Source organism: Haloprofundus marisrubri, assembly GCF_001469955.1.
Lineage (GTDB): Archaea > Halobacteriota > Halobacteria > Halobacteriales > Haloferacaceae > Haloprofundus > Haloprofundus marisrubri.
The window spans coordinates 83,325-97,396 of record NZ_LOPU01000034.1; the positions used below are offsets into that span (position 1 = coordinate 83,325).

Sequence of the window (14,072 nt, forward strand, 5' to 3'; positions counted from 1 at the left end):
GTTATAGGCCTTTTTCATCTGCGCGTCCACGCGACGGTGAGAAAAGATTGATAACCGCGAGAGGGTTTCCTACACCTATGTCCAGCGCGCTCGACGAGGATACCCGCCAGACGCTCGATGCGGGGCGGGAGACGGCCGGCGCGATGTTGCGCTCGGCCCAAAAAGACCTCCAGAAGGTCTTCATCGTCTTTCTTATCGGGTTTCTCGGGACGTTCTACGCGCTCCAACTGTGGGTCTGGGAGTTTCTGAAGAACGTCACCCGAGCGCAGATGGAGGCGTCGACGGCCCAAGACGTCCGCTTTATCGCACAGACGCCGTTCGACGTCATCCTCCTGCAAGGGAAGATAAGCATTGTCGCCGGTATCATCGTCGCTCTCCCGATATTCGTCTACTTCTCGCGTGACGCGCTCAAAGCGCGGGGTATGTGGCCGCAGTCGCCGGTGAAGCCGTGGAAACTCGCGCTCATCGGCCTCATGGCAGCGGTGCTGTTCTTCGCCGGACTGGTGTACGGCTACTCGCTGTTCTTCCCGCTGATGTTCAAGTTCCTTGCGAACAACGCCATCTCCGTCGGCTTCTCCCCGCGGTACTCCATCGTCAAGTGGGCGCAGTTCATCTTCCTGCTCACGCTCTCGTTCGGGTTCGCCGCACAGATGCCACTCGCCATCACGGGACTGTCGTACAGCGGCATCGTCAAGTACGAGACGTTCCGCGACAAGTGGCGCCACGCCGTCGTCCTCATCTTCGTCTTCGGCGCGTTCTTCTCGCCGCCGGACCCGTTCACGCAAATCATGTGGGCAGTGCCGCTTCTGGTGCTGTACGCCGCGAGTCTCTACCTCGCCAAAGTCGTCGTCACCGCAAAACGCGGGAGCCAACAGATAGACCTCGGCCGGACCGTCCGCTCGCAGTGGAACATCGTCCTCGGCTTCGCCATCCTGTTCGGCGGCGCGACCAACGCGTTCTACAGTTACGGCGGTCTCGACTACGTCAACTGGGCGCTGGCGTACCTCAACAGCACCTACCGCGTCGTCCCACTCGGCCAGCAACTCCCGTACCCGGCGGAGACGACCATCCTCATCTACTCGGCTGCCGCGGGTGCGGTCGGCCTCTTACTCGGCCTGTTCTACGGCATCTACCGCGACATCGAAGCGACGGCCGGTCCGCAGGTCCGCGGGCAGACGGGTGACCCGGCGGCTATCGACCTCACCGAACTCGACGCGGCGGGCGTCCGCGCGGCACCCCCGGAAGCGTTCACGGGCCTCACCGAAGAGGAGGCGATGGGCTACGCCAGCGCCGCCATCGACGACGGTGACAACGCGAAAGCCCAAGCCATCCTCGACCGGTTCGACGAGGCCGAGGAGAGCCGTGAGGAAGAACCCGAAGAAGGGAACAGTGTCCCCGGCGTCGACGACGACGTCGGCGACAGAGCGTCCAGAGCCAGCGGCACCCTGCTGGAGGGTCTCACCGACGGCGAACGCGACGAGGACGACATCGGCGGCTACTACAAGGACGTCGCGTTCATCGTCGACAGCCTCCGCTCGCGGTCGTTCATCCTCGTGGGCTGGTTCATGGTCGTCCTCGCGGGGACGTTCGCGTGGCTCTACAGCGGCGGTATCGGGACCATCTTCGACGGCTTCCTCGCGCAGATGCCCGCCGCCTTCGACATCGAGCAGGTGAACGTCATCACGCTGCACCCCGTCGAGGCGCTCATCTTCGAGGTGAAGTTCTCGACGCTCATTGCCGCCATTGCGACGCTCCCGCTTCTGGCCTTCTTCGCGTGGCCCGCTCTGCGCGAGCGGAACTTCGTTCGCGGCCACCGGAGCGTCATCTTCGGGTGGGCCGCGGTGCTTCTCGGCGGCCTGCTCGGTGGTCTCTACCTCGGCTACGTCTACATCGCGCCGACGGTCATCTCGTATCTGGCCGCCGACGCGCTGGCGGCGAACGTCGTCATCAGCTACCAGATTACGGATTTCTTCTGGCTCATCTTCTTCACCACCGCCGGTATCGGTATCCTCGCGGACATCCCGGTGTTGATGGTGCTTCTGAACACCGTCGGTCTCTCGTACCGGCGGATGCGCGGACGCTGGCGCGAAGTGACGGTGGCGATTCTCACCATCGCGGCGCTGTTCACCCCCGCGGACATCATCACGATGTTCATGGTGACGATTCCGCTGATGGCCGCGTACGCCACCGGCATCGCGGTGCTGTTCGTGCTGACGCTCGGCGGGCGGCGTGACCTCGCGCCCGCGCCGGGCACGAGCGACGCCTGAGCGGCCGGGCGTTCGAGCGGTCCGGCGGCCTCTTTTCGACGTACGTAAAAGACGATGACAGAAGCCGGTCTCGTCTACGGGTTTTGCGCACAGCGGTCGCTAAAAACTGAAACACGTAAGTGCCACCTTCGATACGTGACGGGTATGGCTAAGATAAGCGTCGAAATCCCCGACGAGTTGCTCGCGGACCTCGACGAGCACGTCGGCGACGACAAGAAGTTCGTCAACCGAAGCGACGCCATCCGGGCGTCGGTTCGCAAGACGTTGGACCTCCTCGACGAGATAGACGAACGACACGGACGGTTGGCGGACGAACGCGACGCCTCGACGGACGGCGAGTCGGGTGACGACGGTGCGTGAGTCGCGACTTGCGACGGGCGAAATCGCGCTCGTGGGTCTCTTCGTCACCGCGCTCGTCACGGCACAACTGACCGCCGCGAAACTGCTCGCGTTCGGATTACCGGTGTCGCTACCGGTCGTCGGCGACAGTCTCGCGCTTCCCGGTGCGGCGCTGGCGTATGCGGTGACTTTCTTCGCCTCCGATTGCTACTCGGAACTCTATGGACGGAAAGCGGCCCAGCGGATGGTGAACGTCGGCTTTGCGATGAATCTCGTGGTTCTCGCGCTGGTCGCCGGCACCATCGCCGCACCCGCACTCGACCCAGAGTTCGCCGCGCAGTTCGAGGCCGTCCTCGCTCCGAGCGCGAACATCGTTCTCGGGAGTCTGGTCGCCTATCTCGTCAGTCAGAACTGGGACGTACTCGTCTTTCATCGCATCCGTGAGGCGACCGGCGGCGACCATCTGTGGCTCCGCAACGTCGCGTCGACGGCGACGAGTCAGGCGCTCGATACGGTGCTGTTCGTCGTCGTCGGCTTCCTCGTCGCGCCCGCGGTGCTCGGAATCGGGCAGGCGACGCCGGTTCCGGTCGTGATTTCGCTCGTCGTCGGCCAGTACATCCTAAAACTGCTCATCGCCATCGTCGATACGCCGTTCGTCTACGCCGTCGTCGGGGTTCTCCGTCGGTCCGGCGACGACCGAGAACGGGTCTCGGTGTAGACGTTAGACGCGGACCACTGTCGAAACGGACCGGTGAGGAGCGGAGACAGCAACACCGCAACGCACCGCCACCTGCGACAGTCTCGTCGAACGGAGTTGGAACTTATCACTGACAGTGGCTAACGAGACGCATGGATTCCACGCGTCGTATCCGTCTCACAGAGAGCGACTGGATGGAGGGCGGCATCAACTGTCCGAACTGCAACCGGTATCTCCCGTTCGGCGATATCGTCGCCGTCGGCCGGTGTGACGGACGAGTTCGACCCGGCGAGACGTGTCGGACCGAGTTGGCGCTGGACCTCGTTTTGGGGTGAGAACCGCCAGCGGCGGTCGAAACACGAAAACGAAGATTACGAGTCGTCGACTCGCTCGGCGAATCCGAACTTCGGTTTCACGTCGGTGACGCGGACGCGAACCGTCTCGCCTTCGTCGGCCCCCGAGACGAAGAGGGTGAAGCCGTCGACACGGGCGATGCCGTCGCCTTCGTTACCTACGTCGGTGATGTCGAGTTCGAGTTCGTCGCCGACGGAGACGGGCGCGGTGATGCGCCCTTTGGCGACGAGGTAGAGTTCCGAAGACTGCTTTCTGGAGGCTTGTGGCCGGACTTCACGGACGTACTGGAACTCCGGGTCGATATCGTCTTTCAGGTCCTGGAGGTCCTGACCGTCGAACACCTTCACGACGAGGTCACCGCCGGCATCGAGAACGTCCATCGCCACCTCGAACGCCTGCCGGGCGAGGTAGACAGAGCGGGCGTGGTCCAGCGAGTACTCGCCGGTCATGTTTGGTGCCATGTCAGAAATCACGACGTCCGCGCCGTCCTCGCCGACGAGGTCCAAGAGTTTAGATTTCGTGTCCTCGTCGGTCATGTCGCCGCGAATCGTCTCGACGTTCTCCGCGTCGAGGGATTTGATTCGCTGGAGGTCGACGCCGACGACGGTTCCTTCGGGGCCGACTTCCTCGGCGGCGACTTGCAACCAACCGCCGGGAGCAGCGCCCAAGTCGACGACCGACGCGCCTCGGTGAAGGAGATTCGCCGTCTCGTCGAGTTGCTGGAGTTTGTAGGCCGAGCGGGCGCGGTAGCCCTCCTGCTTGGCCCGGTTGTAGTATTCGTCTTTGCGCGCCATTTCCCGGAGATTGCGCGCGAAGCCGAAAAACGCCTTCGTTCGGGCGCGAGGCCCACGCCGACTACTCGATACGGAGTTCGTCGTCTTCGGGGACGCTGTCGGCGTCCCATGCGATGGAGAAGTCGACGCGTTCGCGGGTGCCGGCCTCCATCAGCGAGGAGTCCGAGTCGACGGCGACGTCGAAGGAGACGGTTTCCGGCGGATTGATGGTCGCGCTGTCGTTGCCGACGAGGAACGTCACTTTCCGGTAGTTCGTGTTCGAGTGGGTCTGACTGTTTTCGCCGTCGGTGGTCTCGTCGGTCGTGCCTGCGGTGTCGGCGGTGTTGTCCTCGGCCGTCGTCGCGGTGTCCGGCGAGTCACGCGACGTTCGGGTCGCGTCGGTGCTCTCCGTCGTATGCGTGTCGGTCGTTCCACCGGTGGTCCGATTCGACGTATCCGTTCTGTGCGCCTCGTCGTGGTGGGTAGTGCCGTCGTCTCGGCGGTCGAGTTCGTCCGCGAACTCGCGGAGATACGCAGCGACTTCCGCTCGCGACAACTCCCGCGACGTTTCGAGTTCTGCCATGGCTCACGGAAAGTACAGCGAAGAGACGGACAGTTCGTCTGCTTGCGTGCGCAGGCGGAAACCGCCGAAGGCGGCGGGCCTCGAGGAGTGTCGGCGTCGGGTCGTCGACGAGACGTTGCGGCCGCACGCGAACGGCGAAATCACCCGACTCATCAGGGTCTCATGCGCGCACGCGCACGCCTAAACCACGGGTATTTTTAATACCCCTCTCGTAGGTCGCTATATATGTTCCAGGCCATCGTGAGCGCGTCGACGCTCCGGGACGCGCTCGATTCGGTGAGCGTGTTGGTCGACGAGTGTAAGATTCGACTCAACGAGGACGAACTCGCTATTCGGGCCGTCGACCCCGCGAACGTGGGCATGGTCGACCTCACGCTCGACGCTGCGGCGTTCGAGTCCTACGAAGCAGACGGCGGCGTCATCGGCGTCAACCTCTCGCGACTGGAGGATATCGCCGGCATGGCGAACACCGGCGACCTCGTCCACCTCGAACTCGACGAGGAGACGCGGAAACTCCACATCCAGATAGAGGGCCTCTCCTACACGCTCGCGCTCATCGACCCCGACTCCATCCGGCAGGAACCGGACATCCCGGACCTCGACCTCCCGGCGACCATCGTCGTCGAAGGCACGCATCTCGACCGCGGTATCAAAGCCGCCGACATGGTTTCGGACCACATCGGCCTCCGCGTCGACGAAGCAGACGAGACGTTCCACATCGAAGCCGAGGGCGACACCGACGACGTCGACCTCGAACTCGGCCGCGACGACCTCATCGACCTCTCGGCGGGTCCGGCGGACTCGCTGTTCAGCCTCGACTACCTCAAGGACATGAACAAGGCGATTCCCTCCGACGCCGAGGTCACCGTCGAACTCGGTGAGGAGTTCCCCGTCAAACTCCACTACGAGTTCGGTGAAGGCATGGGTCACGTGACGTACATGCTCGCACCGCGCATCCAGAGCGACTGAGTTCTCGCGGCTTTCTCGGGATTTTTCTGCGGCCTCTCGGGACTCACCCGTTCGGTTCTACCGACTCCGCTCGTCGCCACCGTCGGGTTCGCCGACCACCCCGTCGGTCGGTCCCTCCGTTCGACTCACATCGGGCGGCGAGGCCAACCCCGTCCGGGCGATACCGACGAGAATCGTCAGAATTGGCAGTATTATCAGTGCGCCGGCGACGAACGGCGACCAGTACGTAAAGACGTACAGCGCCGCCATCGCGGGCGGGCCGACGGTTCGGCCCAAGCTTCCGGCCCCCTGTGTGACGCCGAAGGCGCTGCCCTGTGTCTCGGCGCTCGTCGCCTTCGAGACGAGCGTCGTCAGCGCGACGTTCAGCAGACTGTTGCCGACGGAGAGCAGCGCCAGCGCGACGAGGAGCGCGACGAGCGCAGGCGTCAGATACTCGGGGCCGCCGAGAGGTGGCAACAGGGCGCCGAGTTCGGGCGAGAACGGAATCGCCGCGAGCGCGACCAAGAGAATCGTCCCTCCGGCGACGGCGATGTAAGAGTCGCGGTAGCGCCGCGAGAGACGCCCGACGAGGACGCCCTGATTGAACACGCCCAACACCCCGATGTAGGTCAGAAGAAACGCCGTCTGGGTCTCCTGATAGCCGTAGATGTCGGCCGCGAAGGGGATGAACATCACCTGAATTCCCGAGAAGGCGACGGAGACGAGAAAGAAGGAGACGACGAGTCCCCGGAGGTTCGGGTCCCGGAGCGCGTCGGCGAACTGCGAGACGAGCGTCGTTCGGGGCGCAGTACCTCGCGTTCGCGCCGGTTCTTCGAGAAAGAGGGCGGCGAAGACCAGACTCGTCAGGCTGAACAGCGCGGCGGCGAAACTCGGCAGCGAGAACGGCGTCGCGGGGACGAACGCCGGGAACAGACCCTCCGCAGCGGCGACGACGGCGTCGCTGGCGAACAACCCCCCGATAGCGGGTCCGAAGACGAAGCCGAGCGCGAACGACGCCCCGACGAGTCCTAACGCCTCTGCTCGCCGCTCTTCGGGCGTGATATCGGCGACGTACGCCTGCGCGGCCGCGATGTTACCGCCCATCGCTCCGGCGAGCATCCGCGAGACGAAGAGGACGGTGACGCCCGCAGCGACGCCGAAGAGGGAGGAAAACTCCGCGGCGAGGCCGAAGATAGTCCACGCGACGGTGCTGCCGGCCAGAGAGAGCATGATGACCGGACGGCGACCCCGCTGGTCGGAGAGGCGGCCGAGAAACGGCGCGAATCCGAACTGCATCAGCGAGTAGGAGGCGGCAAGAAGCCCGATAAACACGTCGCTGACGCCGAAGCTTCGGACGTAGAACGGCAGAATCGGGATGACGACCCCGAAGCCGAGAAGGTCGATGAAGACGACGAAGACGACGATAGCGAGCGCCCGCCGGGGGTTCCGAACCACGTCGGTCGCAGTGGCCGACCGAGGAGTACTCATTGTGAAAGGGAGGCTTCCAGCGGGCCTAACTCTATCGTGGCTGAGAGATTCGGAAAGTCGGAGAGAGCGGCCCGAACGCCGAGAAACGAACTGAACCGGGAAACGGGACGCCGGAACGACTCGGTCGGCCTCAGTTGTGGCGGTCGATGACTGACTTCGCCGCTTGGGCTTTCTCTTTCCAGCCGTAGCCCGCCTCGTAGACGTGGCGCTTGCTTTCGACGAGCTGTTCGGGCGACGCCTCCTCGAAGCCGCCGCGGGTCCACGTGCCGCTCTCTCTGAGCCACGCGACGACGTTCTCTTTCGTCTCGGCCCACGAGAGCCCGACCATCTCGTACCACGCAATCATGGCGAACACCGCGTTGTCGTGACAGCCCGGGTAGCTCCCTTTTCGATAGAGGGTCTTCATCGGTTCGCGGGTCGGCTCGGAGACCATCTCCTTGTACTCGGCGGCAGTGAGCAGTTCGAGACGGCCGTTCTCCTCTTGCAGTCGTTCGTCGTACTTGAGGCGGTCCAGTGCCGCGACGTGGAGCGAGCCCCACTCGCCGTGGACGGCGTCGGGGAGGCTCTCCTCGTGTTTCGGGCCCGCAGAGAGCAGCGAGACGATGTCGGTGTAAGCTTTCTCCACCTCGGGCCACGCGGTGCCCTCGAAGCGGCAGTCGGCGTCGTGGAGGCTGTTGGTGGTGAGACAGCCCGGACAGGGGTAGTCGAAGCGTGGCACGGGTCTAGGCGGGATTTTGGTTCGGTAACCTTAGCTTGCGTGGTTGTCGGCTTCGGGCGAGAGGAGAACTCACAGCGCGCCGCACGAGAGATGCGTGAGGTCGGCGACTCCGTCTGCGTCGGCGACGACCAGCAGGTCGACACACTCGCGCCTCAGCAACGAGAGGTCGGTTTCTCGCCACTCGCCACCGTCGAGTCGAACGTGGACACGATACAGACCGGCCGTGTTGGCGACTCTGTCCCACGATTTCGACGGAGCGGACTGGTCCGCCGAGTCGGTGTCGTCGGAGCGGGCACCGGTGAGCGAAACGGTACGGTCGAAAACGACCGTCTCGTCGGCTTCGATTCGAACGTCGAGCGTGTGTTGTGTTTCGTCGCGGTTGCTGACGACGAGCGTTCCGAGCCGAATCGACCGTCGCGGACCGCCGAAACAGCCAGAAAGCGTCGAAGCGGAGAGGAAGGCGAGGAACTGACGGCGTTGCACAGTGACTTCCTCTCTGGCAGGAGTCGTCAAATCAGTTGGGGGAACGTGCTCGACGACCGCTCTACGGCGAGCGTACTCTCCCACGACACATATCGGCTTAGCGACACTAGCGAAAAACCAAGAAAGCTAGTGATTGATACTGTTAAATCATCAGTTTCGTGATGTATATCCGTGTCTACCGCACAGTAATAGATGCTATGAAAAGTCGGAACACGGACCAGAACTACTTGGGTGGCAAACTCGACGGGTGGCCGGCGACCGAACTCATCGAGGACGACCTGCTGGACGGCGAGCGGGTAATCGACGGCGGCCTTCTGAACTTTCTGCGACCGTAATCGGATAGTTGAATTTTCCACGAGAGGAGGCTCGGACGCGAAAACCACCGGACGAGAGCCACGGGTGGAGTGCGTGAGTCGGAAGCCAGAGACCGTACTCCGTGCCGTGCGCTCGCGGCGTCATCACCCAACCGCCGTATTTATCCATACCCACCGGAAACCGTACGCTCCATGAACGCGCGTCACGCCCGGTACCCGTTCTTCGCGGCCGCCAGAGAGGCCGTCGGCCAGTCCGGCGTGGCGCTGGGCGAACTCGTCACGACCGACGACCCCGCCGTCTCTCGTGCGCTCGAACGCGTCGAACGTGCGCTGATGGCCGGAACCGTCGAGAGCGAGACGCCCGGTGAGTGGTCCGCCCGCGACGAACTGCTCTCCTACCCCGTCGCGCGCATCCTCGTCTCGCTCATCGACGCGCCCGCCGCCGTCCGCAAGTACGCACAGGCGGAGGCGGCGACGGCGTACGACCGCTTCACCGACGACTTCCAGTCTACCGACGACGGACTCAAGAGCACTGGCACCAGCACCGTCGAACTCGGCGAGTTCCTCACGGAGTTCGAGTTGACCGACGACGTGCGACCGGAATCCGACACACAGACTGCGGGGCAACCCCGAAAGGACGACCCCTACCGCGTCTCGCTCGGGACGTACCTGACGCTCGTCGACCCCGACTGGGGCGACCGGTGGCGACTCGTCAACCGCGAAGTCAGCGAGGGAGACGTACGAATCACCCGCGAAGAACTGTACGACCTGCTCCGCGAAGCCGTCAGGCGACAGGTCGCCGAAGGACTGCCGTTCGTCGTCGGCGACGACGCCATCGCCGAGGCGCTCTCGGCGGAAATCGAGTCGCTCCGCGGACTGCTCGCCGACCGGAAACCCGTCGGCCGCATCGACACCGTCGTTCCCGACCTGTTTCCGCCGTGTATGAAACAGCTGCTCGAACGCGCCGGCCGTGGTGCGGAGTTGGACCACCATTCACGATTTGCACTCACCGCGTTTCTGACTGGAATCGGGATGGACACCGACGAAATCGTCGCCGTCTACCGCGACTCGGCGCTCGACGAGGAGGAGATTCGCTACCAGACGGAGTATCTGCGCGACGATTCGGGAACGCAGTACGCACCGCCGTCGTGTGCGACGATGGCCGCCTACGGCGACTGCGTGAACACAGACGAGCGCTGTGAAACCATCACCCATCCGCTGGCGTACTACGCGAGAGCGCTCGACGACGAGGGTGAACGCGCCGGCAACGCCGCCGATTGAGGAGTTCTGCGGGTTCTGACGTTTCTGAAGGCTACAGAGAGCTCTGCACGGACGGAAACTGAGTCGAGAAGCGTCGCCGCCTACCGCGAGAGAAAGACGCCGACGATAGCCATCAGCACGACAAACAACGCGATACTAGCGACGAGTGCGAGTCCGCCCGTCGGGTCGAGGTTCGACCCGCCGTACGCCGTCCCGATGTAGAGGGCGGCGGCGATGAAGAGGCCGACAGCGATAACGGAGACGACGATTTCACGCAGCGTCTCCCCATCGAGTTCCATGGCTTCGGCTTCCCACGACCGGAGTAAAACATCTTCGATGCCGTTCTCCGGGGATTCGTTCTCGGGACTGTCGTCGCGGTGGGTCAGTCAGTCGTCGCGGCGTGTGAGTCCGTCGACGACGGGCCTTGCAGTTCGTGTTTCAGTTCAGCCATTTTCTGTGTTGGGCCATCGTATATCTGGAAGCGCTATTCCGACGAATTCGGACGTTTCGAAGGCACTAGCCGAAGGTTTAGGTGTCTTCGAGCCCTCCGTATAGATACGGGGAGTGCCGCCCACGCCCCGGTGACATTATGACGCACTCACGAAACGCATCCGCGTCATCCGCGACTCGCAAGACCACACTATCAGCCGACGGCTACGAAGGCCGGTCGCTCCGCGCCCGCGCCGACCCGATGGCCGTCCGACCGCTCAGAGACCGCCGCTACGTCGTCGAGACCAACACCGGCACGTACGTCGTCGACCTCGAGGCCCGGTCGTGTACCTGTCCGGATTACGCCATCCGCGGCGCGCGGTGCAAACACCTGCGCCGTGTCGCTATCGAGGTGAACGAACGCCGCCAGCCCGCGCCGACCGAGCGACGCTCCGTCTGTGCGGTCTGCGGCCGAGCCGTGTTCGTCCCGTTCGGGGCGACCGGCCCGCAGCTGTGCGCCGACCACGAGTTCGAGAGCGGCGAGTTCGTCCGTGACCGCGAGAGCGGGTCGGCACTCGTCGTTACGAGCGTCGTCCACCGCCGCGCCGACGAAGTCGTCGTCGAGGACGGCAGCGGCCGCACCGTCGCCGACTACGAGACGAACGCCGACTACGGCGACCACGAACCGGTCGTCGAGGCGGTCTACCTCGGGTCGATTCGCGCCGTCGACGGCCGACTGGAGTTCGACGGCGCTCGCCGGTACAGTTTCCCGGCGTCGCGCCTCCGCCACGTCGACCGCGAACGCGGTGACCGACCGCGACCCGGCGGCTTCCAGAGCCAGGTACCGCTCGCGGAAGCCTGATTCCGGGACGATACCGACGTGTTTCTGCGTCGACGAACCGAGAGCGACGGCGCTCTTTCGGAAGCAACTCTGCGAGACCGGGCGTCGCGTCGAAGAAAGGACGACAGGAGAATAGGAGAAAGAAAACCAGAGCAGAGAGAATCGAATCGAAGCAGTCAGTTCAGGATTCGACGTCGCCGAGCGTCGTTTTCGCCGACTGACCGACGAACTCCGCGAAATCCTCGCCGTCTTTCAGCGCCGTTTCCTTTTTGACTCGGTAGTTGCCGCCGTCGGTGACGTAGAGGTCGCCGGGGTGGAAAAAGTACCAGTCCTCGCGGTCGAATCGGACGGCGATACGGGCTTTCGCGCCGAAGTTTCGCGCGAAGAAGATGAGCGCCTCGACTTCCTCGCCGGTGAGATAGATAGGGTCGCCCGCGCTCGACTTCGCTTCGATGGCGTAGAACCGGTCGCCGTCGCCAGCGAGGACGTCCGGCAGTTCACGGGTCGTCGCGCCGCCGCTTGCGGGCGCGCGCATCACCGCAAACCCCGCCTCGTCGAGTTTGTTGACGAGTTCGCGTTCACGACGGTCACCTTTCGCGTTAGACATGGTGTGTTCTGTGCGGAATCAGCCTAAAAAGGCTACGTCCCTCGCGTGAGGTCGGCGATGGGGTCGGCGTCGCCGCCGGAGAGCACGCCGACGACGGCGAAGGCGACACCGATGGCGAACCACGCGACGGCGAGTACCGAGACGCCGAGGGCGACGTTTGCGAGACTGGCGAGCATGAAGAGCGCGATTGGTAAAGTGTACTCCTCGTCGACGTCCATGCCCGGGCGTTTCCGAGCGCTCCTATAGGCTTTCTGTCTGCCACTGGCGTCGCTGCGGCCGGTGCGACCGGTGCCGTTGCCGGTGCCGTTGCTGCTGTCGCTAGCGTCTTGCCGTCGTTGTTAGCGCTGCCATCGTTTTGGACGTTGCCCCTCGCTACCGTCAGTTCCTACTCGGAAGGGTCAGAGTGATAACGTAGGGGTCGTAGCGGTACGGTATGTCCGAGGGACCGAACGAGGCTACGCAGACGGAGGGGTGGCAGTTCGAGGCGATGTTCGACGACCCCACCTCGTTCATCGGCGTGTTGACGCCGGAAGGGCGACTCCGTCGAGTCAACGAGACGGCGTTGTCGTTCGGAGACGTCGACGCGGAGGCGGTGACGGGGAGTCTGTTCTGGGAGACGCCGTGGTGGCGTCACGACGAAACAGAAGCGGCAGCACTGAAAACACGGATATCGAAGGCCGCAGACGGGTCGTTCGTCCGCTTCGAGGCGACGAACGCCGGTGCCGACGGCGACGAGGTCCACCTCGACGTCTCGCTGCAACCGGTTCGAGACGACACCGGCGACGTCGTCGCCATCATCGCACAGGGGAGGGATATCACCGACCGGGTGCGTGCGCAGCAGGCGCTGGAACGCCGACAAGCGACGATAGAGACCCTCCACGACGTGGCAAGCGACCTCGAAACGAGCGACTCACCGACGGCGGTGTACGAACGAACCGTCACCGCCGCCGAGGAAGTGTTGGAGTTCGAGCGATGCTACATCGGCGTGTTGGAGGACGGCTTAGTCGTCCCACGAGCGCAGTCCTCGGGGTCGACCCGCGACGACGTTCGCACGATGCGACCCGACGAGGGACTCGTCGGCAAGACGCTCCGAAGCGGCGAGTCGTATCTCGTCCGCGACGTAACCACGAACGGCGACACGAAACCGACGCGGGAGACGTTCCGGTCGGGCATGAGCGTCCCACTCGGCGACCGGGCGGTGTTTCAGGCGGTCGCCACCGAACCGAATGCGTTCGACGAGTCGGACCTCGAACTGGCGGAGTTGCTGCTCTCACACGCCTCGGAGGCGCTCGTCCGCATCGAGACGGAGGCGACGCTCCGCCAACAGAACGAGCGACTCGACGAGTTCGCCTCCGTCGTCGCCCACGACCTCAGAAACCCGCTGAACGTCGTCTCCGGCAACATCGAACTGGCGCGAGAGACCGGCGACTTAGAGCGACTCGACGCCGCCGCGCGAGCGGTGCGACAGATGGACGACCTGCTGTCGAAACTGCTGCACCTCGCACGGGCGGGTAAAGTCGTCGGCGAGACCGAACCCGTCTCGCTGTCGTCGGTCGCCGAGGCGGCGTGGTTCGGCATCGACGCGCCCGAGGCGACGCTGTCGATAGCGTCGAATCTCACCGTCGAAGCCGACGAAGCCCGGTTCAGACAGCTGTTGGAGAACCTGTTTCGGAACGCGGTGGAACACGGCTCGCCGGGCGACGACACCGACTCGGCGGTGACGATAACGGTCGGGCGACTGGAAGACCGGCCCGGCTTCTTCGTCGCCGACGACGGCCCCGGAATCCCCGCGGAACTGCGCGAAGAGGCGCTCGAACACGGCTTCTCGACGAGCGACGGGGGAACCGGTTTCGGCCTCTCTATCGTCTCGACTATCGCGGAGGCACACGACTGGACAGTCGGTATCACCGAGAGCGAAGAGGGCGGCGCGCGCTTCGAGTTCGCGGGCGTGTTGGCCGCGTAAAACGGCCG

At 64.2% G+C, this 14,072-nt stretch carries 17 protein-coding genes; 9 read left to right on the forward strand and 8 right to left on the reverse strand.

Annotated features, from left to right (window positions below; translation table 11 throughout):
- Positions 1–77: 77 nt before the first annotated feature.
- From AUR64_RS17405 to AUR64_RS17420, 4 genes are all read left to right on the forward strand, one after another.
- Positions 78–2,267 carry a twin-arginine translocase subunit TatC gene (locus tag AUR64_RS17405; protein ID WP_058583237.1) on the forward strand — a complete coding sequence of 730 codons (2,190 nt, stop codon included), beginning with the start codon at positions 78–80 and terminating at the stop codon, positions 2,265–2,267.
- 144 nt (positions 2,268–2,411) lie between these two features.
- Entirely contained in the window at positions 2,412–2,627 is a 216-nt protein-coding gene (locus tag AUR64_RS17410; protein WP_058583238.1) for a ribbon-helix-helix domain-containing protein, read from the forward strand.
- The gene (locus tag AUR64_RS17415; protein ID WP_058583284.1) at positions 2,620–3,324 is read left to right on the forward strand and encodes a queuosine precursor transporter; all 705 of its coding nucleotides are present in this window, start codon (positions 2,620–2,622) and stop codon (positions 3,322–3,324) included. The genes AUR64_RS17410 and AUR64_RS17415 overlap by 8 nt, the downstream gene beginning before the upstream one ends.
- Positions 3,325–3,455: 131 nt before the next feature.
- Complete coding sequence (locus AUR64_RS17420; protein ID WP_058583239.1) at positions 3,456–3,638, forward strand: hypothetical protein; 183 nt, start codon at positions 3,456–3,458, stop codon at positions 3,636–3,638.
- A 36-nt stretch (positions 3,639–3,674) separates the two neighbouring features.
- On the opposite strand, the gene AUR64_RS17425 is transcribed toward AUR64_RS17420, so the two are convergent.
- Entirely contained in the window at positions 3,675–4,451 is a 777-nt protein-coding gene (locus AUR64_RS17425) for a 23S rRNA (uridine(2552)-2'-O)-methyltransferase (protein WP_058583240.1), read from the reverse strand.
- A gap of 61 nt (positions 4,452–4,512) precedes the next feature.
- Positions 4,513–5,013: a hypothetical protein gene (locus AUR64_RS17430; protein ID WP_058583241.1), complete on the reverse strand. Its 501-nt coding sequence runs from the start codon at positions 5,011–5,013 to the stop codon at positions 4,513–4,515.
- A 225-nt stretch (positions 5,014–5,238) separates the two neighbouring features.
- Between AUR64_RS17430 and AUR64_RS17435 the strand changes: the two genes are divergently transcribed.
- Entirely contained in the window at positions 5,239–5,982 is a 744-nt protein-coding gene (locus AUR64_RS17435) for a DNA polymerase sliding clamp (RefSeq protein ID WP_058583242.1), read from the forward strand.
- A 57-nt stretch (positions 5,983–6,039) separates the two neighbouring features.
- Here AUR64_RS17435 and AUR64_RS17440 read toward each other — a convergent pair whose 3' ends face one another.
- The 3 genes from AUR64_RS17440 to AUR64_RS17450 all read right to left on the reverse strand — a co-directional run bounded on the left by AUR64_RS17440 (position 6,040) and on the right by AUR64_RS17450 (position 8,650).
- Positions 6,040–7,449 carry an MFS transporter gene (locus AUR64_RS17440; RefSeq protein WP_082230842.1) on the reverse strand — a complete coding sequence of 470 codons (1,410 nt, stop codon included), beginning with the start codon at positions 7,447–7,449 and terminating at the stop codon, positions 6,040–6,042.
- Positions 7,450–7,579: 130 nt separating this feature from the next.
- Positions 7,580–8,167, reverse strand: coding sequence for a DUF7474 family protein (locus tag AUR64_RS17445; protein ID WP_058583243.1), 588 nt, complete (start codon positions 8,165–8,167; stop codon positions 7,580–7,582).
- 69 nt (positions 8,168–8,236) lie between these two features.
- Positions 8,237–8,650 carry a hypothetical protein gene (locus AUR64_RS17450; protein WP_058583244.1) on the reverse strand — a complete coding sequence of 138 codons (414 nt, stop codon included), beginning with the start codon at positions 8,648–8,650 and terminating at the stop codon, positions 8,237–8,239.
- 197 nt (positions 8,651–8,847) lie between these two features.
- Between AUR64_RS17450 and AUR64_RS20630 the strand changes: the two genes are divergently transcribed.
- Both AUR64_RS20630 and AUR64_RS17455 read left to right on the forward strand, forming a co-directional pair.
- Complete coding sequence (locus AUR64_RS20630) at positions 8,848–8,985, forward strand: hypothetical protein (RefSeq protein WP_155120650.1); 138 nt, start codon at positions 8,848–8,850, stop codon at positions 8,983–8,985.
- A 171-nt stretch (positions 8,986–9,156) separates the two neighbouring features.
- The gene (locus tag AUR64_RS17455) at positions 9,157–10,245 is read left to right on the forward strand and encodes a DNA primase large subunit PriL (RefSeq protein ID WP_058583245.1); all 1,089 of its coding nucleotides are present in this window, start codon (positions 9,157–9,159) and stop codon (positions 10,243–10,245) included.
- A gap of 80 nt (positions 10,246–10,325) precedes the next feature.
- Here the strand turns inward: AUR64_RS17455 and AUR64_RS17460 are convergent, their stop codons facing one another.
- Positions 10,326–10,523, reverse strand: a complete 198-nt coding sequence (locus tag AUR64_RS17460; protein ID WP_058583246.1) for a DUF7472 family protein — start codon at positions 10,521–10,523, stop codon at positions 10,326–10,328.
- 290 nt (positions 10,524–10,813) lie between these two features.
- Between AUR64_RS17460 and AUR64_RS17465 the strand changes: the two genes are divergently transcribed.
- Positions 10,814–11,515 carry an SWIM zinc finger family protein gene (locus tag AUR64_RS17465; protein ID WP_058583247.1) on the forward strand — a complete coding sequence of 234 codons (702 nt, stop codon included), beginning with the start codon at positions 10,814–10,816 and terminating at the stop codon, positions 11,513–11,515.
- A 160-nt stretch (positions 11,516–11,675) separates the two neighbouring features.
- Here AUR64_RS17465 and hjc read toward each other — a convergent pair whose 3' ends face one another.
- Complete coding sequence (gene hjc / locus AUR64_RS17470) at positions 11,676–12,101, reverse strand: Holliday junction resolvase Hjc (RefSeq protein WP_082230843.1); 426 nt, start codon at positions 12,099–12,101, stop codon at positions 11,676–11,678.
- Between the two features lie 32 nt (positions 12,102–12,133).
- The gene (locus AUR64_RS17475) at positions 12,134–12,319 is read right to left on the reverse strand and encodes a hypothetical protein (RefSeq protein ID WP_058583248.1); all 186 of its coding nucleotides are present in this window, start codon (positions 12,317–12,319) and stop codon (positions 12,134–12,136) included.
- A gap of 215 nt (positions 12,320–12,534) precedes the next feature.
- On the opposite strand from AUR64_RS17475, the gene AUR64_RS17480 reads away from it, so the two are divergent.
- Entirely contained in the window at positions 12,535–14,064 is a 1,530-nt protein-coding gene (locus tag AUR64_RS17480) for a PAS domain-containing sensor histidine kinase (RefSeq protein WP_082230844.1), read from the forward strand.
- The last annotated feature ends 8 nt before the right edge of the window (positions 14,065–14,072 follow it).

Excerpts from the sequence above, each read along its gene's own strand:
- AUR64_RS17405 (WP_058583237.1), top strand. The coding sequence starts at position 78 with ATGTCCAGCGCGCTCGACGAGGATACCCGCCAGACGCTCGATGCGGGG.
- AUR64_RS17410 (WP_058583238.1), top strand. The coding sequence starts at position 2,412 with ATGGCTAAGATAAGCGTCGAAATCCCCGACGAGTTGCTCGCGGACCTC.
- AUR64_RS17420 (WP_058583239.1), top strand. The coding sequence starts at position 3,456 with ATGGATTCCACGCGTCGTATCCGTCTCACAGAGAGCGACTGGATGGAG.
- AUR64_RS17425 (WP_058583240.1), bottom strand. The coding sequence starts at position 4,451 with ATGGCGCGCAAAGACGAATACTACAACCGGGCCAAGCAGGAGGGCTAC.
- AUR64_RS17430 (WP_058583241.1), bottom strand. The coding sequence starts at position 5,013 with ATGGCAGAACTCGAAACGTCGCGGGAGTTGTCGCGAGCGGAAGTCGCT.
- AUR64_RS17435 (WP_058583242.1), top strand. The coding sequence starts at position 5,239 with ATGTTCCAGGCCATCGTGAGCGCGTCGACGCTCCGGGACGCGCTCGAT.
- AUR64_RS17440 (WP_082230842.1), bottom strand. The coding sequence starts at position 7,449 with ATGAGTACTCCTCGGTCGGCCACTGCGACCGACGTGGTTCGGAACCCC.
- AUR64_RS20630 (WP_155120650.1), top strand. The coding sequence starts at position 8,848 with ATGAAAAGTCGGAACACGGACCAGAACTACTTGGGTGGCAAACTCGAC.
- AUR64_RS17455 (WP_058583245.1), top strand. The coding sequence starts at position 9,157 with ATGAACGCGCGTCACGCCCGGTACCCGTTCTTCGCGGCCGCCAGAGAG.
- AUR64_RS17460 (WP_058583246.1), bottom strand. The coding sequence starts at position 10,523 with ATGGAACTCGATGGGGAGACGCTGCGTGAAATCGTCGTCTCCGTTATC.
- AUR64_RS17465 (WP_058583247.1), top strand. The coding sequence starts at position 10,814 with ATGACGCACTCACGAAACGCATCCGCGTCATCCGCGACTCGCAAGACC.
- hjc (WP_082230843.1), bottom strand. The coding sequence starts at position 12,101 with ATGTCTAACGCGAAAGGTGACCGTCGTGAACGCGAACTCGTCAACAAA.
- AUR64_RS17475 (WP_058583248.1), bottom strand. The coding sequence starts at position 12,319 with ATGGACGTCGACGAGGAGTACACTTTACCAATCGCGCTCTTCATGCTC.
- AUR64_RS17480 (WP_082230844.1), top strand. The coding sequence starts at position 12,535 with ATGTCCGAGGGACCGAACGAGGCTACGCAGACGGAGGGGTGGCAGTTC.